Origin of the sequence: uncultured Nostoc sp., from assembly GCF_964245445.1 — a bacterium.
Taxonomy (GTDB): domain Bacteria; phylum Cyanobacteriota; class Cyanobacteriia; order Cyanobacteriales; family Nostocaceae; genus Nostoc.
Genome location: NZ_CAXTNE010000184.1, coordinates 1 through 16,465 on the forward strand (window position 1 = coordinate 1; position 16,465 = coordinate 16,465).

Below are 16,465 nucleotides of genomic sequence, written 5' to 3' on the forward strand. Positions count from 1 at the left end.
TAATAATACTTAGATAAGACAACTCACTAAGAAGGAGCGTTCAGTCTTTTTTTGTTAAAAGTTGGAATAACTTTTGTCATTCCATCTTCACGTCTTTCATCAATCCTCAAGCATTTGGCTAAATTTTATACCTGAAACTCTGGCTAAAAATTTTTATTGTAATAATAATTACTCCTCTTCCTATCTGTTGACGTAGATAGTTGAGTTAAATAAGCTTCAAGTGCTTGACTAGAATTTATCTTTTTGAGATATCTCAAAAAGATAAATTCTAGTACAAATTCTTTAATTAAAAGTTATTTAAATGACTTTTAGTCTCAGTGTGGAGATTAGCGATCGCACCCAATTTGGAATCATCCCACAAAATCGTATTGCTCCCTCTACAACCTTCGTCGCTCCAAGTTTAATGTGGCATGACATCAACTCCCAGCGTGGTAGAATTCTAACCGTTGTTTATGCTACACCCATACGTAAAGGAGAATGTCGTGTATTTGCACGTTTTCCTTTTAAGTTTCCTGATAAACTTCCAGGTTGGTTTATTAAGCTCAGACCGCGTTGGTATTACCACATTGGACAAAATGGTGTTTTAGAAGACGATCAAATTTTTCTCCACTATCAAGAAAGGTATCTTGAAGCTAAAGGAGGTAGCCCTAACTTTACTAAAGCCTTTTACCTTCCAACCAAAGCAGATAGTTTTATATTTGAATTGCGTCAGTGGGTAAACCAATATAACGCTGAACCATTTGGCAAAGAGACTTTTTCTCCCCCATTGGCAAAGTCCGTGCTGCTGGAGAGGTATCATTCTCATACGGAAAAATGTGCCAGTTGTAGCTCGGCGCTTTCTATTATTGAGCGATTGAGATTTGGGAGTGGAGTTGCAACAGTACTTACTTTGGCTTGGACTCCAATGCTTTTTTTATTTTTTCAGACAACATCAGTTGTAGTAGTTGTGATTGAAACTCTAGCTCCCTTAATCTTTGCACTAGCATGGATCGGACTAAGTAAGTTAGTTATTCAGTTTTATGATGGACGAACCTTACCTCCACGAAACCGACCCGAAAAAAACTGAAATCTAATAACTGTACGTTCGCTCATTTTTGATATACAAGATTTAATTAAGCTTTACAGTGCGTGTAATTCAGGCGATTCAATGGATTCAGGCATTTTTGTTTTGCATAGAGCTTTTGCCATTTTATGATTTATCCTATCCCTGTGCCTTAAATAATCGTCTCTGAGAGCCTTCTATGATGGTCATAAATTGTACTTACAAGTAATGATTTACTTAAAAGTAGCCGTTTTCCTTTTGCATTAAGCCTTTAATTCCGCTTCGACTTTCAAAATAAGCGAACGCACAGTAATAATACCAGAAAAATATGATTAAGCTCATCTTAATTACAGGCATAAGCTCTCGATCTAGGTTATGTGATGACCGAGGGTTTTATTCAACAGGGGCATACTGTTAGGGACTTCCAGAGAATAAAATACTCAATTTATTCAGATGATATTTTTATTTTCCCCCTGCTCCCTGCTCCTCTGCCTACACAATGATTGATTATTTTTTTAATTGGAAGTCCCTTATTGGTTTTGACTGTATATTAACCAATGCAACAGCGATGTCTACGACGGGCTGCGCCTACGCAATTGGCTCAATGTGGTTCAGTTAAAAAAGTTCCTCTGTAAAGGCAAGGGAACAGTTACGAAAAAACAGGCTGATTTAAACTGTATTGGTTTATCGCCCAGAGGCGCAGGAAATTAGTACAATTTTTGGATACTGGAGTTTTCAGCAGGAAAAAGATTTGAGCCAAAGTCTACCTATAGCACCAAGCCGGAAACTGAAGATTACAATCCTAACAGTAGGTTCAAGGGGAGACTTGCAACCATACTGCGCTTTGGCTATTGGATTGAAACGCGCGGGGCATGAAGTAACGCTGGCCCTGATGAGAACTTTGAACCATTTGTGAGGAAGTTCGATTTAAAGTTTGCAGCGATCGCTGCAAATATGCAAGAGTTTTTGCAATCTAAACTCCTTCAGCGATTGATTGCGGGAGAAAAGTTGAAAAAAGAAGAAGGAGATAAGCTTTTACTTGAAGAGTTGGAATCAGCTTGGGGTGCGTGTATTGGAAGTGAGGTGATTCGTCTGCACTAATTCTGCAAGCCCTGACCTAATCGTATTGTGACTTAATCCTGTTGCCTCTGATACTGCTGTTATCCCTCCGTATCCCAAACCTAAAGCTTCCGTCGCTGCCCAAATCCTTCGTGTTCGTTCATTTAAATAAGGACTTATCTCTCTATACTTCTCTCTAATGCTTATTGATGAACCTTGTTTGAGCATGATTTCCACAATTTTTACTTTCGCCAACTACCAGCATAAAATTTATTGGAAACCACTTCATTTTCTATGACCAATTTACGCAACTTATTTTTTCATAACTCCTTATGGAACTTCTACTTGATGGCAGCCTAATCTCGATAGCAGAAGGGAAAATCGTCAAACTTCTACTTCTGAGCAAGCTTATTTCCCAACAGCTCTAAGGATTATTATCCATCGATACTAATCGTGCAAAATCAGACAGTGTTTGAAGTCCAGGGCAAGGTAGCTACAACACCATTAACAAAAACGTGAAGTTGTTCGACTGGTACATTCGCGCGTGCGCGGAGTGCCAGACTATGGAGTGCGGCAATCGCTAGTTGCCCAACTACTGCTGGATCGACGCGCGGATCGAGTTCTCCCGATGCTGACGCGATTGCCAACTGGGTAGTCATCGCCTGTTCAGCTCCAGCGATCGTTTCACGCAGCCGATCAGCAATTACTGGATCGCTATTTGCGGCGGCTGGAGCCGTACAAAAGATCAAACAGCCGCGTGCTCGATCATCCGAGCGATAGAGGGTGATCGCTTGATGATAAAATCGGCGCAGTCCTTCCCGAATGCTACCGCTATCGAGAAACGATCTGGCATATCCTGCTCGCATAGTCGCAGCGAATTGATCAATCGCGGCTAAATACATGGCTTGTTTATTGCCAAATGCACTATAAAGACTACCGCGTTTGAGTCCAGTTGCCGCAGCGAGATCGTCTAGTGAGGTATCTTCATATCCTTTGTCCCAGAACTGAAGCAAAATTGCCTGCATCACTACCGCCTCATCGAACCCACGGGGTCGTCCACGTGATCGAATTGGAGTTGACATTATTTCTTGATCACTTCGCAACAAAATGTTTAAAGCCGTGTTATTTTCATTTAAGAGCGGTTCAGTCAAAAAATCAACCGATCAAGAAAAATCATCTTTGGAAGGGTTGTAATACTAACGGTAGCATCCTGAAAAAAATATTATCTGAGAAGGTTTAAACTATGCGTATCCTTGCTTTTGTTTACGATGGCATGACCCTGCTCGATCTAGTTGGTCCGATCCAAGCATGGGCATTTATGCCAGGTAATGAAGTTCAGTTTGTTGGCAAAACAGTGGGAAATGTCCGTACTGATTGCGGTCTGACAATTGAAGCGACACACGATCTTCATTCATCCTGGCAAGATCCTGATGTGCTCTTTGTGCCTGGGGCGGGCACGGCAATTTTTGCTGTCGCTGACGATCCGGAGGTAACGAACTATCTTGCCACGATTGGTGCTCAAGCAAAATGGGTGGCGGGTGTGTGTACTGGGAGTATCATACTAGGCGCAGCAGGGTTACTTGAAGGCTATCGTGCTGCCACCCATTGGGGTGCCCGCGAACATTTACCGCGCTTCGGTGCGACTATTTCTGACGAGCGCGTCTGCATTGATCGCAATCGGCTGACAGGTGGTGGGATAAGCTCTGGCATTGACTTTGGAATTGCCATTGCTGCACTCTGGGCCGGTGATGAGACTGGGCGACTGCTCGAACTCGTGATAGAATATGCCCCACAGCCACCGTTTGGGACTGGACGACCTGAACTTGCCGATGCTACGACGCTCGATCTAGCGAAGGGCAGGGTTTCGCAAGCGTTTGGGGTCGGCGGATCTGTACCTACTCCCGCTGTTTTATAAACTAAAGTCTTCTGCTAAAAGTCCATGATCGAGAAACGCTCCCGCGCGTATTCCACTAAAAGCAGTAAACGGGCATTGTCAACTTAACCGGAACCGTTCAAAATCAAGCACTATCATTCCTGAAGCGGCAGGTGTGCCGGACTATGCGGCAGAATTCAGCTCAGCTACTTCTCACCAATCCTCAAAGCGCTGGTTCATCTGTTGGCGGTAGCGTTTAGTAGTCAGTTAATGTTGCTTTGGATGGAAGTGATCTCAAATTGGTTCAGATGCTGAGAGAAATCGTTGGGCTTGCCCTGGAGATTTGAATCGTCACATTCGTCGCTCTCGTGTTCGAGTGGGTTGATGCGAGTTCTCCGCTCGATTGTTTAATCCCTCGTGCGCTCGATGTTCCACGCTTGACATCACCTGTTTCTTCGCCGCTTCGTAACTCTTCAATTTATCCGTCACGAGGACCCGTGGTACAAAGCCTTGTTTCTTCAACAGTTTGCGAAAGAATCGTTTTGCCATATTCGAGTCTCGCCGCCGTTGCAGCAAGACATCCAGCACGTTCCCTTCCGAGTCCACTGTTTTTCCTACTCAATGTAATCTTGATGACAGACCAACAGCAGGTTCCAGCGCAAACGTCTACCCTAGCATTCGAGGACTACGCGGCCTCAAAACCAATTCGATCGAGCATTGATAAAGGCTGGCAACATCTGATCGTTCGTACTTATCAGCACCCTCCAAGGGGTGAACATCTAGTCGTGCCTGCTGTTCCCGATCCGCACATCGTTCTGCAACTGAGTAATTCAACTTGCGTTGAGGCGCGAGAATTCGGAGGAGCCTGGAGAGCGGCGCAACTCCAACCCGGTCAGCTTTTCCTTACCCCGCCGCGCGATCGACCGACTGAACTGCGCTGGAACAGTCAATCGTCTGAGCCAGTTGTAACCGTTGAACTGCACCTTAGTGCTCGCTTTCTGGCTCAAGTCGGGATAGAAGTTGCTGACATTGATGCTGCTCACCTGCAACTGATCGAGCGCTCAGGGATTCATGATCCGAGCATTGAGCAAGTTGGTTTAATGCTGAAACAGGAACTTGAACAAGGTGGGCTGGGCAGTCAGCTCTATGTTGAATCTGCTGCTCAACTCTTAGCGGTTCATCTCTTGCGCCAGCATTGCCGCGTTCAGCATCGGGTTCAAGACTATCGCGGCAAACTGTCCCCATCTCGACTCCGCCGCGTGACGGACTACGTGCAGGCACATTTGAACACCAATTTATCCCTAGAGGATTTAGCGCAGCAGGCGGGCATCAGCACTTATCATTTTGCACGGCTATTCAAACAATCCACAGGCGAAAGTCCAAATCAGTACGTTACTCGCCAGCGTATTGAAGCTGCACAACGCCTCTTGAGGCAAACCGCGTTGAGTGTCCTTGATGTTGCTATTGCAGTGGGCTACAGCAGCCCCAGTCATTTTGCCACGCAGTTCAAACGCTTAACGAGCGCATCTCCGACTACCTTTCGGCAGAGTCGCTAAAAGCAGCAAGATCCCGAAGCCGATCGCAAGAAACCGAGCGAAATAACTTTTTATTTCCGCTATAGTCTGACTGGTAGGTCGCTTTGCTGGTGTCATTAAAAGCCTTCAGATTTATCGTTGCCTACGTTTCAACGCTGTGTACAGTGTTTTTTCAGTGCGATGTTTATCAAGTGTTTTATGAAGCAATCTCAGTAATTGAGCAGCGAGACTTACAGAAAGTAACTACACGATTGTTGTAATCTATGAACCAAGCATTTCTATCTAACCCAATAGAATGTCGGCGCGTCGGAGAGGATTCTTACGTTCCGGTGCTTCAGAAGCTTTCTAAAGGGAAGATACCGTAGTCAAATGTCAAGCCGCTTGCTGTTTGAGCGCTTAGTTTGTGCAACACACCCCACAGTTCCGGCTCGAATGGCTTGCATCGCAGTGCATGATAGCAAGTCTCCTAGTCCCACTTCGTAGCGATCATCAACCAATCTAATCACAAGTACGTATGGATCTTCAACTTTCTGAAAAGCGCGCGCTCGTCACTGGCAGCACGAGCGGTATCGGCGAGCAGATCGCCAAGACGCTTGCCGCTGAGGGCGCAAGCGTGATTATCCACGGTCGGCGCGAAAGCGAAGCGCGGCGCGTGGCGCAGTCCATCACGGATGCAGGCGGAAAAGCTGCCGTGGCTGTTGGCGACTTGGGCAGCGATGACGAAGCGGCGAGGGTCGTTGAGGCATCGCTCTGTGCGTTTGGCGGCATCGACATCTTGGTCAACAACGCCGGGGCGTTCCCGATGAAGGATTGGCTGGAAACCACTGCGGACGAATGGAACTCGCTCTACAACGTGAACGTCGCGTCGGTGGTGCGTTTGGTCACGAGATTGGTGCCCACTATGAAGGAACGCGACTGGGGTCGAGTGATCATGCTCGGCAGCTTTCTTGGTCCCATGCCGCAGCCTTCCGTTGCTAACTACGGGGCGACAAAGATGGTCAATATCGAGCAGGCAGTTTCGCTGGCGAAGGCACTTGCTGGCACTGGTGTCACGAGCAACGCCGTCAGTCCTGGTCCGATCCGCACGCCAGGCATGGAGGCGGGAACAAAGGAGATGATGGAGGCGCAGGGTCAAAAATACGACTTCAACGAGTTTGAGGCATCCTACGTCAAGGAAACTCACTTGCCTGTAGGTCGGCTCGGCTCGCCAACGGACATTGCCAACGCCGTAGCGTTCCTCGCCAGTCCGCTAGCTGACTACATCACTGGCACTAACCTACGTGTCGATGGTGGCATGATGCCCACGGTGAACTGATTCGGACGTAGAGTACTATTACAGGGTTGCTCGATCAGGAAATCTCTCGCTTCATGTATCGCTCGAAGAACTAGATGAATCTCGGTATGTGCAACGCCTCCTACAGCGTGCAGTGGAGCAACTTTGCACATCTACTTCTATCATTACTTAGCTTCAGCTCAATAACCCAACGTCGGATTCTTCATGCCTCTTCCACTCGAAAACAAACTCGCCCTTGTCACCGGTGCTTCCGGGAGCATCGGATCTGCCGTCGCCAAACGTTTGGCGCAAGACGGTGCCAGCATTCTCGTGCATTACAGTTCTGGTCGTGAAGGCGCAGCAGCGGTGGTCGCCGAGATTCAAGAAGCCGGTGGCAGCGCTGAGATGATTGGAGCAGACCTCAACCTCCACGACGGGCCGGCAGCCTTGATTGCACAGATCGACGGAGCCTTCGACGGGCGGTTCGCAGGTCGTCTGGACGAATATCTCTCGCAAAGGAGCCAGCATCTGGAAGCTTTCGCACGCCTTTAGACACTCAACGATGTAGTCGAGTGAGTCGAGACGTAGCCATTCCTTCGTTGCGTCTAAGTCACAAATACGGTGATTTGTAGCATTTCGTTTGCTCTGACCACCATTTTAGGATGATTTTCGCTAATTATGGGTATATTAGTACTATTTTAAGGGGAGCAATACGATTTTGTGGGATGATTCCAAATTGGGTGCGATCGCTAATCTCCACACTGAGACTAAAAGTCATTTAAATAACTTTTAATTAAAGAATTTGTACTAGAATTTATCTTTTTGAGATATCTCAAAAAGATAAATTCTAGTCAAGCACTTGAAGCTTATTTAACTCAACTATCTACGTCAACAGATAGGAAGAGGAGTAATTATTATTACAATAAAAATTTTTAGCCAGAGTTTCAGGTATAAAATTTAGCCAAATGCTTGAGGATTGATGAAAGACGTGAAGATGGAATGACAAAAGTTATTCCAACTTTCAGCCATCCATTGACATCGCAGATGTAGGATAATTTCTGCATTATCTTGTAACCAAAATTTACTATTTCCCTTTATTCTTAAATTGACCACTTGCCGGATTAAACTTTCAATAGCCCCACTACCAATGGGTAGTTTTTGGGTAGAAATTCGAGCAGAATTTAAACGCCCTTCACGATATGCACGCAAAAGGTAATTTCTCTGGATTACCATAGTTTTACAACGCTCTCCTGTAGCAAGCGAGATAAATTCATCCATCTGCCTAATTATGGTCATGGCATTACCTTTTTTTAAAGTTTTTCGTGCTTTAATAAACCAATTTTTCTGCTCGCTACTTTCACTAAAAGCCACATCAGCAAACTTTTGTAAATGCTCAGTAACATGATAAAAATCAAATAATTGATAAGTTGCAGATGGAGATTTCAACTTTTCTAGTAGGGGAGGAATATGCTTCCAAATCCATTCAGCACCATCTGCAATTAATAGAACTTGTTTCGCTTGACTAATTCCCAAACTAACCAGATACATTTCTAAAATTGGTAAAAAGCCTTTATAGTCTTCATAAGTACCATCATTAGTAATAGGTATTTCATTAGTTTTAACTTTTTTCCCCTGTTCATCAACTACATAAATTGTTAATAATTTTGGCTCAACCCATTCCCCAATATACCCATGTCGATTTGTTTTGGAATTTTTCCTACCTTTTTTGTTAATCCGAATTTTACTCCTACCGCCATTTACGGCAATTACAACTCTCTGATCTTTAAGGATATTCCCATTAGGTAATTTCCCCTGTTGTAGGTTCAATATTTTAGACTGGCGTAAGTTTATACCAATCTGACCAAATTTATATGTTAATCGTTCAATTCGTCTTAAACTAAGATTAATTCCCCAACTGATGAGGATTGTATGTGAAGCTTCAAACGAACTAGCAATCGCGCCATATTGAGCGATAGTTGACCAAACTAATGGTGTCAATCCTTCTGACATTCCCAACCATTTTAAAAAGGGATAAAATCCTTGATTTCGGGATTTATTTTTCTCCTTTATTTTTTCTGTTCTTTTTACCACGTATAATAATTTGAGAGTCATTAAAACATTTCCAATAGTTAATATTTCTCGTTTTCTATAATCGTGTTTCTGTGTTTTGGGATGCCACCACCCTTTTGTTTGAGTAATGGCTGTTTGATTACCCAACTCTTATTGAGATAGATTATAGAATAATATAGCTATGCATTGACCTGCTAAAACTAACGCAGCTTGTCTAATTTTTTCTTCTCTTTCTTTAAGAACTTCTCCATCCCATTCCTCGATATTTGTCAAATCTAAAAGTTCCGTAATATGCCCTTGAAAATCTAATAATGAAAGATTTAAATTAAAATTTGCATAGATATATTTTTCCATAAAGGTATATGCTTCCTGTTTCAAAAGTATTGGTACTCAGGAATTCTACCTTTTTTTAGGGCTACAAAAAAAGACTGAACGCTCCTTCTTAGTGAGTTGTCTTATCTAAGTATTATTACGTTAACTATTGTTATTAATATTTTTTATACTGAGAATGTAATTAGCGAACGTACTTAGGGCAAACACATCTAAATTATACTTGCTGACAACGGAGGTTAAGAATCAACGAAAAATCAGCATTTATCGTTTGATTTATTTTCACAGGTTCAAAGCGATCGCCTAAATCCTTGTCAATAAGCATTGACTAATGCGACTATTTTGAGCTTGTTGAGAATTAGAGGATCTTGTTGACATGATGCGTTTACCCTGCGATCGCACCCAATTTGGAATCATCCCACAAAATCGCATTGCTCCCATGGGAAAGTACCATCTCATCGCATTGTCAAAGATGTTGTGCAGCACATCATCGAGAGAACGAAAGTACCGAACACCTACCAAATCAACGAAGTCTGCCAAATCCTAGTTAAGGATAACCCCGAACTGAGAGGCAAAGGTGGCTGTTGGGTAATTGTCAGCGTAGTGAATGACTTTAGTTGCAGTGTGAGAATGTGGGATGGGGAGTACACCGTTGGTTTGCAGCACCTTAAGTCTTACAATTACCTGCCTGCCGAGTGTGAGCAGATGCAGGTGATTTGCGATCGCATCAATCGGGTGTATTCGAGTGGGCTGGAGGAATCGGTGCAGAGGTTTTTGGAGTCGCTAGGAAAGCTGAACCGTGCTTATTTGACCGATTTGGAAGAGAAATTGTTGAGTCTTCTGGAGTTGGAAATCATACCATAATGGTGCAAGTAATTAATTTTGGGATTCAAGGGATTCTACAAAGTAGAATTTTGACTTGTGCATTTATACAGGTAGGGGTGAGATTTTGGTACTGATTATTAGGGAAAGAGCCACTCTCGAACAAGTGGAGTTAATGCTGCAAACCTTGCGAGTTTACATTAAAGTGGCAGTAGATATAGAAAGAGGGATTTTAGCTGGAGTCGGAGAGAAACACGCTGAATCTGAAGCAGCATTGCTTGAAGACGGTAGTAGACAGCGAGATATCTGGGGTGCGGATTGGACTCCCTTTGACCAATCGATAGCTTATGAATCGATTATTAACATTCGTCAAGCGTCAAAATAATCGCTCAATGTTAATTCAAGACCCAGCCATTAAAGAACGTGTTAAAAAAATAACTCAGGAGTTAATTGGGGGATATGAACCAGAATTTAGATAAAATACAAGTGCATTTTCAAAGTGAAAATATATCAATTCGCTTAGGACACATAGCTTCCAATTTAGCAAGGATTAGAACATTTTGTAACTGCGCTTATAAAGAAGCTGTTGAAAGTGTGACAGATGAAACTATATGTTTTATTGAATGGACGGCAGCAGAAATTGAACCTGAATATGCTGAAGAACTGGTTAACATTCAAGTTCAACTGGCACGATGGAGATTAACTTTTAATAGTATTTGGTCTGATGATAGTAAACAGAGGCAAATGTCAGAACAATGTAATATTTGGTCAGGACGAGTATTAGATATGTCAGGGTTGCTGTCCGAATCCATCTAAAATTTTATTTAAAGACTGTTGCCTTCACGTACATGAATACTGAAACACCCACCAATTCTCCAGATATTTACTCAATTTTGAGTCAAACTCAACGCTTGCAAGTTAGTGATGGAGAGATTAAACCCGTTTTAGATGGTTGCTCAAATACTTCAAAGTTGCTCGTACTTATTTGGTCGCAGTTGGGAGATTTTGATAATTTAGAATACGCTTGGTGGCTGCGAAGAGAATTTGAAGAGATTGAAGCCAGAGGAATCACAATTCGTGCTATTGGAATTGGAAACCGCAATTCTGGGATCAAGTTTTGCGAATATACTGGCTTTCCTCAAGAATGGTTATTTGTGGATGCAAAGGCTGAAATTCACGAGCTTTTACGGCTTTATCGCGGCTTATCTATACAATTTCCTTTGCTATCAAGTTCACAAAAAGCTTGGCTTAATTTAATCTTAATGTGTGCAGGAATTCGTAGCCCTGGAACTCTCAAGGAAGTTTTTCGAGGTTACAAAGGTGATAAAAAAGCACCTCAATTAATTGCTGATGAGGAAGTTATCAAGGGTACACCTTTACCAGCAATAAAAGGTTCGTTTTTCAAAGCGGCTGGAGGAAAAGGTTTTCAGCGCCCATTTGAATTAGCAACCCTGCGCCTGCGAAACATGACTGAAGTTTTGAAAAACTGGAATATTTATGTACCAGATTCATCTTATTTGACACAACGGGGAGGCACTTTTCTATTTGATTCCCAAGGTCAGTTAATTTACGAACATCGCGATCGCGGGATTCTTGGTTTTGCTGAAAATATGAGCAATCCCTTATCTTTTTTGTATAAGTAATTAATGGGCAAGGGTGGCTGTTAGAGAATTGTCAGCGTAGTGAATGAGTTCAGTTGTACCGTGAGAATGTGGGATTGTAGATTAGGGCAGAGTTAACCGGATCTTTGAACCTACACTGGCGTTCATACTGCCGCTATTTCATGACACAAAAGTATTTCTTGTTTTTGGGTCATACAATCTGAACATCATCTCAAATCACCAACTAGAGCATTATGTCTAAACTTTTTGCCGTTGTGGTTGCAACCGTTCCAGAGTATTACGATTATAAATTAGCTCACCCAGAGCATGATCTTGATCAACTTGCTTGGTTTAATGAGCAATACGAGAAAGGAACACTACTGTGCTGTGGGCCGTTTTTTCCCCATGATGGAACTGGGCTTTGGGTAATCCAGGCGCATAATCTTGAACAGGCTCAATCTATAGTAAACAGTAGTCCTCGTGTGCGAGATGGGATGCTAGCGGACTCTGCTAGAGTTGTGGAGTGGGAAGTTCACATTGGACGCGATCGGTTTGCTCCCGTGTGAATAAGTAGAAGCAACAATTGCTAAATTACTTGGATATAAGCAGATAAATGCACAGTAGAAAATTATAATAATTGAGATTAAATATAAGCTAAGTTACCTTCTCATCTTCTTAGCGACTTCGTTTAACCCTCCTTCTTTAACACAGGTTGCACCAAGGCTTTCAGTGTAAGCACCGTAGTCTTTGTAATGTTGTATCTTGATTAACATTACATTGCTGTCGCTCCATTTACCTTTAATTTCGCTAACTTTTAATGTTTTAGGATTAAGAAAATGGTTCAAGTTGCCACCAAGTTTTCCCCACCAGTAAGAAGCCCCAACCATTCGGGTATTAGTAAACTTAACGCCAGACATCTTAACGACTGAATTAGTCTTTGTATTGAAAGAACAGGCAGTATTAGTCTTGTTATCCAGTGCGATAATCAAATTGTTATTGCTCTCAAAAAATGACAAATCGTCATTTCTGTTGCTAGCTACAGCAGTTAGAGGTAATAAAGACACCAAAATATTAATAGTTACAAATAGTTTTTTCATTAGCTTTGTTTTAATAATCTATTAAATACTTTACTATCTCAAATTGCAATAATACATTAGTATATTTATTTACTTGTTATTCAGTATAATACCCTCAAGATTGCTAACTGGTAGCCAAGCAAGCTCCTACTGAGATTAAGCTGAGTTTCTGTTTGCTAAATCCTTGCTAAAGACAATCCCGAACTGAGAGGTAAGGGTGGCTGTTGGGTGATTGTCAGCGCAGTGAATGATTTCAGTTGTACGGTAAAAATGTGGGATGGCGAACATACGATTGGGTTGCACCACATGAAGTCATTCAACTACCTGCCCCAGGAGTGTCAGCAGGTTCAGGAGATTAGCGATCGCATCAGTTGGGTGTATTCGAGTGGACTGGAGGAGTCGGTGCAGAAGTTTTTGGAGTCCCTGGGGAAGCTGAATCGTGCTTATTTGACTGGACTGGAAGAGAAAGTGCTGAGTTTGTTGGAGTCTGAGTTTGGGTATGAGATGTAGCTTTCAAAGCTGTAGTAATTTTGCAAAAAATACAAAATTAAAATAGCAACTTAGGAATAGGATCTTCATCAATAGCACAAATACCTGGATGCTGTTCATGTATATAGGGCTTCTTATCCAGTAATACTTCTAGCTGTTCACTGGTAAGACAGAGAAGCTCTACACCACTGATAACTTTCAACTGCGAACCACATTCCAAAGGAAATAATTGCCAGCCAATTTCTGAGTTTCGCGCTAATTCCAATCTTTCAGTAAATGACATAGCTTTCACGTCTTGCCTCATTGCTTCATAGTCATTTAATGGGATTGAAGTCCAAACTCCAAAACGCTTCTCTTCCATGACTCTGTACATAGTAGGGTTGTGCATAATGCGTTCTTCAAACCAAGGAATCAGCCTTGTTTCGATACCATTGCATCTAGTTAACCAACGAGCGCCATTTTTAAGTCGGTCGTACTCAATCCATCTAAATAAACTATTGGGCTTTCTATTTACAGCTTGCAAACTCTTCCGAACTAATGTTGTTGCAAGCCGAGTTTCTGTATAGTTAGCCAGATAACCTATAACTATTGTTTTGAGCGGAAGTTTTTCACTCTTCTGGCATACTCCGAAAACCAGCACTCGCTCGTTTAATTTTTTGAGCGACAGTGTTAGCATTTGAAAGCTAGGTAACAACTTTTTTTGAGGTACTTTACTTTGATTTAAAGTTGGATAATAGTATTGTATATACTGGCGTTCTAGTTCATTAAGCTGAATTGGTAAGCAAATTAACCAAAATAGCTTGACTTCATACCGACGATTAATTGCTTCTAATTGTGGTAAACGATGATGATTTAGCCAACGGCTTCTAAGATTTACTGCTTGACCAATGTAGAGAACTTGATCGCGAGCTACAGCGAAATAGATTGCAGAGACTTCTGTTAATTTTTGTTTATCTACTAACCTTAAATAGGGTAAGTCTTTAAAATTTTCTAACACTTAAGTAAGTCGGCGGGAAAAATTACAAGTATGTAACGAAAACTTAACCAGAGCGAGTAGAGTTAAACTTAATACGTTGTACCCTGTAATTTCCTCTTTCCCCTCTAGCTTGAACACCATCAATTACTGCGTAAGCAATATCTAACTCATCATCAAAGATCCGTCCTGCTAGTTCATCCTTTTTGAGGTGCTGCCACTCCAATTCTATTGGGTTCATTTCGGAGCTATATTTGGGCAGAAAAAAGATGTATTTGCCCATGTGTTCCCACTTTGACCACATCTGTTGGACTTCTTGGCATCGATGTATTGGACCATTGTCTTGCACGATTACCCTGATGCATCCTAGTTCAGAGGCTTCACGAGCTTCTTGCTCCATCATCTGGATATAGGACTTGCGATTAACACCCCCAATCACCAAACCGTAAACAAAACTAATTAGAGGTTGAAAAAACCCAATAATGCTTAATCTTCGACCCCGATGCTTCGTCTGTTCTAAGCGTTTTTGCTCACCTCGTTGGTAATAGCTGTAACTAGGCTCGCTCCATGCACAGAACCCTGATTCGTCCAAATATTTTAGGTCTATTTCTCCGGTAGCAGCAGCTAATTCCAACATGTCTAAGTCTGCTTGCTTTTTTTCCCGTATTACAGGATCTTGCTTTCCTTTATGGCTCTTCCTGACTCGCTTCCAAATGACCCCCTTTTTTTAAGCACCCGTCTTAATCTATCGGGACTTAATTTAACTGAGCGATGCCTGTGGCGGGCTGCGCCTACGCTTTCTAATTTTTGGGCTAATTGAACACTGTTGTATGTACGTGGTTCTTTTTTGAGACATTCTTCCAAAAAAACTATGTCCTCTTCCTGATATTTCGATTTTCCCCCTCGACCTGGCAACTCCCAAAAGCTCTCTAGACCTAGCTTTTGCCATTTATGCAAAACCTCTCTTACTGTTTGAGGAGTCCAATTAAAATGGGCAGCTATTTTTTCGACGTACCAGCCATGTGCATTTAGCCTAACGACCTCTGCTCGGTCTTTAACTTTCTGTGGTACATCCGCAGTTCTTAGGTTTAACAGGCTTTTATCTTGTTCACGAGTTAGGAATACCCTTATACGAGCACCCATATCTTACTTACCTCAGTAGATACATTCTCCGTATTTATTTATCTTTACATAGTTTGGTTTTTTCACGCCGTTCTACTTAAATGAAAACTAATGCTGCTCGACTACTGGACAAACTAGGTATTCCCTACCAAATCCTGAGCTATGAAGTAGATCCTGACGATCTGGCTGCTGAAAGTACAGCCCAGAAAGTAGGACTTCCCGCAGAGCAAGTTTTTAAGACTCTAGTAGTCAGAGGTGACACAACAGGTATCTGTTTTGCTGTTGTGCCAGGAAATGCTCAGTTAGATTTAAAAGCTTTGGCGCGGATTTCAGGAAACCGCAAAGTTGAGACAGTTGCCCTGAAGGAAGTCCAGCCACTAACAGGATACATCCGTGGGGGTGTGACAGCTTTAGCTAGCAAAAAAGACTATCCCGTTTACCTTGATGAGACGGCAACTCTATTTGAGCAGATCACTGTTTCTGGTGGAATGCGAGGTAGGCTGCTTCTGCTATCGCCATCTGACTATTTACGTGCGGTCAATGGCACTTTGGGAGCAATTGTACAAAATTAAGGGGAATCTAAAGGGATTATGAGGCAGATGAAATGTAAGATATCAAATTCTAGCAAGCCACTTTGTTAGTGCTAAATCTGCCAATCACACAACACCTTGAAAGGACTAGTACTATACTCTAATTAAATCCAAAAGGCTGAGACTTTCGCCAGCTTTAACAAGGTTCTTAAACAGTTAGTCCACAGCTTGAAAAGATAGCAATTGCTCTTTGCAACAAATGCAGACATAGAACTTTAGAATCCAGGCATTGTGACGTAAAGAGGAAGCTGCTTGATGCGAGTAACCCAAGCGCTCACTTGCGGATATGCCTCAAGAGCAATTTGGGCATCACTGGCAAGTTCGATATAGGGATAGCAGGCAACATCTGCGATCGTTGAGTGATTTGTCTCTAGCCAGTCTCGATTCAGAAGATGCTTGTCTATCACCTTAAGTGTATGCCTTGGCTTTTGCTGTGTGCTTTCTAAATCGATAGGTGTACTTATCATTCTACTGAAGTATATTTATTAGCGTAGGCGTAGCCCGCCGAAGGCATCGCACCTTTTTTATCCAATCTCACAAAATCGCGTCGCTCCCTGGTTTTAGCAGGTCAATGTATAGCTATTTTATTATATAATCTGTCAACATCCTC

At 42.5% G+C, this 16,465-nt stretch carries 17 protein-coding genes and 5 pseudogenes; 14 read left to right on the forward strand and 8 right to left on the reverse strand.

Translation table 11 applies throughout. From position 1 onward, the window contains the following. Nucleotides 1-379 precede the first annotated feature (379 nt). The 3 genes and pseudogenes from ACFE90_RS25300 to ACFE90_RS25310 form a co-directional block, all read left to right on the forward strand. A pseudogene (locus tag ACFE90_RS25300) lies at nucleotides 380-1,066 on the forward strand (PaO family protein); the annotation flags it as partial. Nucleotides 1,067-1,793: 727 nt separating this feature from the next. Next, on the forward strand, nucleotides 1,794-1,958 hold the full coding sequence (locus tag ACFE90_RS25305) for a glycosyltransferase (protein ID WP_375497207.1): 165 nt from the start codon (nucleotides 1,794-1,796) through the stop codon (nucleotides 1,956-1,958). Then, on the forward strand, nucleotides 1,955-2,143 hold the full coding sequence (locus ACFE90_RS25310) for a hypothetical protein (RefSeq protein WP_375505220.1): 189 nt from the start codon (nucleotides 1,955-1,957) through the stop codon (nucleotides 2,141-2,143). Before ACFE90_RS25305 ends, ACFE90_RS25310 begins: the two co-directional genes overlap by 4 nt. On the opposite strand, the pseudogene ACFE90_RS25315 reads toward ACFE90_RS25310, so the two are convergent. Beyond that, nucleotides 2,111-2,329: pseudogene (locus ACFE90_RS25315) on the reverse strand (ISAzo13 family transposase); the annotation flags it as partial. The gene ACFE90_RS25310 and the pseudogene ACFE90_RS25315 overlap by 33 nt on opposite strands. A gap of 233 nt (nucleotides 2,330-2,562) precedes the next feature. Further along, on the reverse strand, nucleotides 2,563-3,183 hold the full coding sequence (locus ACFE90_RS25320; RefSeq protein ID WP_375505205.1) for a TetR/AcrR family transcriptional regulator: 621 nt from the start codon (nucleotides 3,181-3,183) through the stop codon (nucleotides 2,563-2,565). A gap of 161 nt (nucleotides 3,184-3,344) precedes the next feature. Here ACFE90_RS25320 and ACFE90_RS25325 point away from each other — a divergent pair, with 161 nt between their 5' ends. After that, nucleotides 3,345-4,016, forward strand: a complete 672-nt coding sequence (locus tag ACFE90_RS25325; protein ID WP_375505206.1) for a DJ-1/PfpI family protein — start codon at nucleotides 3,345-3,347, stop codon at nucleotides 4,014-4,016. Between the two features lie 312 nt (nucleotides 4,017-4,328). On the opposite strand, the pseudogene ACFE90_RS25330 reads toward ACFE90_RS25325, so the two are convergent. After that, nucleotides 4,329-4,586: pseudogene (locus ACFE90_RS25330) on the reverse strand (DDE-type integrase/transposase/recombinase); the annotation flags it as partial. 20 nt (nucleotides 4,587-4,606) lie between these two features. Between ACFE90_RS25330 and ACFE90_RS25335 the strand changes: the two are divergent. The 3 genes from ACFE90_RS25335 to ACFE90_RS25345 all read left to right on the forward strand — a co-directional run bounded on the left by ACFE90_RS25335 (nucleotide 4,607) and on the right by ACFE90_RS25345 (nucleotide 7,334). Next, nucleotides 4,607-5,530: a helix-turn-helix domain-containing protein gene (locus tag ACFE90_RS25335; RefSeq protein WP_375505207.1), complete on the forward strand. Its 924-nt coding sequence runs from the start codon at nucleotides 4,607-4,609 to the stop codon at nucleotides 5,528-5,530. Between the two features lie 493 nt (nucleotides 5,531-6,023). After that, nucleotides 6,024-6,824: an SDR family NAD(P)-dependent oxidoreductase gene (locus ACFE90_RS25340; protein WP_375505208.1), complete on the forward strand. Its 801-nt coding sequence runs from the start codon at nucleotides 6,024-6,026 to the stop codon at nucleotides 6,822-6,824. Nucleotides 6,825-7,007: 183 nt separating this feature from the next. Continuing rightward, nucleotides 7,008-7,334: an SDR family NAD(P)-dependent oxidoreductase gene (locus ACFE90_RS25345; RefSeq protein WP_375505209.1), complete on the forward strand. Its 327-nt coding sequence runs from the start codon at nucleotides 7,008-7,010 to the stop codon at nucleotides 7,332-7,334. 405 nt (nucleotides 7,335-7,739) lie between these two features. On the opposite strand, the pseudogene ACFE90_RS25350 reads toward ACFE90_RS25345, so the two are convergent. Next, nucleotides 7,740-9,206 (reverse strand): annotated as a pseudogene (locus ACFE90_RS25350) (ISLre2 family transposase). Nucleotides 9,207-9,659: 453 nt separating this feature from the next. On the opposite strand from ACFE90_RS25350, the gene ACFE90_RS25355 reads away from it, so the two are divergent. The 5 genes from ACFE90_RS25355 to ACFE90_RS25375 all read left to right on the forward strand — a co-directional run bounded on the left by ACFE90_RS25355 (nucleotide 9,660) and on the right by ACFE90_RS25375 (nucleotide 12,171). After that, nucleotides 9,660-10,046 carry a hypothetical protein gene (locus ACFE90_RS25355; protein ID WP_375505210.1) on the forward strand — a complete coding sequence of 129 codons (387 nt, stop codon included), beginning with the start codon at nucleotides 9,660-9,662 and terminating at the stop codon, nucleotides 10,044-10,046. 85 nt (nucleotides 10,047-10,131) lie between these two features. After that, a complete protein-coding gene (locus tag ACFE90_RS25360) occupies nucleotides 10,132-10,389 on the forward strand; it encodes a DUF5674 family protein (protein WP_375505211.1) in 258 nt (85 codons plus the stop codon). A gap of 74 nt (nucleotides 10,390-10,463) precedes the next feature. After that, the gene (locus ACFE90_RS25365) at nucleotides 10,464-10,820 is read left to right on the forward strand and encodes a hypothetical protein (protein ID WP_375505212.1); all 357 of its coding nucleotides are present in this window, start codon (nucleotides 10,464-10,466) and stop codon (nucleotides 10,818-10,820) included. A 32-nt stretch (nucleotides 10,821-10,852) separates the two neighbouring features. Next, complete coding sequence (locus ACFE90_RS25370) at nucleotides 10,853-11,647, forward strand: peroxiredoxin-like family protein (protein ID WP_375505213.1); 795 nt, start codon at nucleotides 10,853-10,855, stop codon at nucleotides 11,645-11,647. A 212-nt stretch (nucleotides 11,648-11,859) separates the two neighbouring features. Continuing rightward, nucleotides 11,860-12,171: a YciI family protein gene (locus ACFE90_RS25375; RefSeq protein ID WP_375505214.1), complete on the forward strand. Its 312-nt coding sequence runs from the start codon at nucleotides 11,860-11,862 to the stop codon at nucleotides 12,169-12,171. Between the two features lie 93 nt (nucleotides 12,172-12,264). Here ACFE90_RS25375 and ACFE90_RS25380 read toward each other — a convergent pair whose 3' ends face one another. Beyond that, nucleotides 12,265-12,702: a hypothetical protein gene (locus ACFE90_RS25380; protein ID WP_375505215.1), complete on the reverse strand. Its 438-nt coding sequence runs from the start codon at nucleotides 12,700-12,702 to the stop codon at nucleotides 12,265-12,267. 207 nt (nucleotides 12,703-12,909) lie between these two features. On the opposite strand from ACFE90_RS25380, the gene ACFE90_RS25385 reads away from it, so the two are divergent. Next, nucleotides 12,910-13,191 carry a hypothetical protein gene (locus ACFE90_RS25385; RefSeq protein ID WP_375505216.1) on the forward strand — a complete coding sequence of 94 codons (282 nt, stop codon included), beginning with the start codon at nucleotides 12,910-12,912 and terminating at the stop codon, nucleotides 13,189-13,191. Nucleotides 13,192-13,228: 37 nt separating this feature from the next. Here the strand turns inward: ACFE90_RS25385 and ACFE90_RS25390 are convergent, their stop codons facing one another. Next, nucleotides 13,229-14,167 carry a GIY-YIG nuclease family protein gene (locus ACFE90_RS25390; RefSeq protein ID WP_375505217.1) on the reverse strand — a complete coding sequence of 313 codons (939 nt, stop codon included), beginning with the start codon at nucleotides 14,165-14,167 and terminating at the stop codon, nucleotides 13,229-13,231. Between the two features lie 43 nt (nucleotides 14,168-14,210). Next, nucleotides 14,211-15,286: pseudogene (locus ACFE90_RS25395) on the reverse strand (IS630 family transposase). Between the two features lie 80 nt (nucleotides 15,287-15,366). Here ACFE90_RS25395 and ybaK point away from each other — a divergent pair. Further along, nucleotides 15,367-15,837, forward strand: a complete 471-nt coding sequence (gene ybaK / locus ACFE90_RS25400; RefSeq protein WP_375505218.1) for a Cys-tRNA(Pro) deacylase — start codon at nucleotides 15,367-15,369, stop codon at nucleotides 15,835-15,837. 233 nt (nucleotides 15,838-16,070) lie between these two features. Here ybaK and ACFE90_RS25405 read toward each other — a convergent pair whose 3' ends face one another. Continuing rightward, nucleotides 16,071-16,322 carry a glutathione binding-like protein gene (locus tag ACFE90_RS25405; RefSeq protein ID WP_375505219.1) on the reverse strand — a complete coding sequence of 84 codons (252 nt, stop codon included), beginning with the start codon at nucleotides 16,320-16,322 and terminating at the stop codon, nucleotides 16,071-16,073. Nucleotides 16,323-16,465: the final 143 nt, after the last annotated feature.

What these genes read in the sequence shown, in the direction of transcription:
- ACFE90_RS25320 (WP_375505205.1), bottom strand. Translation starts at nt 3,183, where the DNA reads ATGTCAACTCCAATTCGATCACGTGGACGACCCCGTGGGTTCGATGAG.
- ACFE90_RS25325 (WP_375505206.1), top strand. Translation starts at nt 3,345, where the DNA reads ATGCGTATCCTTGCTTTTGTTTACGATGGCATGACCCTGCTCGATCTA.
- ACFE90_RS25335 (WP_375505207.1), top strand. Translation starts at nt 4,607, where the DNA reads ATGACAGACCAACAGCAGGTTCCAGCGCAAACGTCTACCCTAGCATTC.
- ACFE90_RS25340 (WP_375505208.1), top strand. Translation starts at nt 6,024, where the DNA reads ATGGATCTTCAACTTTCTGAAAAGCGCGCGCTCGTCACTGGCAGCACG.
- ACFE90_RS25345 (WP_375505209.1), top strand. Translation starts at nt 7,008, where the DNA reads ATGCCTCTTCCACTCGAAAACAAACTCGCCCTTGTCACCGGTGCTTCC.
- ACFE90_RS25365 (WP_375505212.1), top strand. Translation starts at nt 10,464, where the DNA reads ATGAACCAGAATTTAGATAAAATACAAGTGCATTTTCAAAGTGAAAAT.
- ACFE90_RS25370 (WP_375505213.1), top strand. Translation starts at nt 10,853, where the DNA reads ATGAATACTGAAACACCCACCAATTCTCCAGATATTTACTCAATTTTG.
- ACFE90_RS25375 (WP_375505214.1), top strand. Translation starts at nt 11,860, where the DNA reads ATGTCTAAACTTTTTGCCGTTGTGGTTGCAACCGTTCCAGAGTATTAC.
- ACFE90_RS25380 (WP_375505215.1), bottom strand. Translation starts at nt 12,702, where the DNA reads ATGAAAAAACTATTTGTAACTATTAATATTTTGGTGTCTTTATTACCT.
- ybaK (WP_375505218.1), top strand. Translation starts at nt 15,367, where the DNA reads ATGAAAACTAATGCTGCTCGACTACTGGACAAACTAGGTATTCCCTAC.
- ACFE90_RS25405 (WP_375505219.1), bottom strand. Translation starts at nt 16,322, where the DNA reads ATGATAAGTACACCTATCGATTTAGAAAGCACACAGCAAAAGCCAAGG.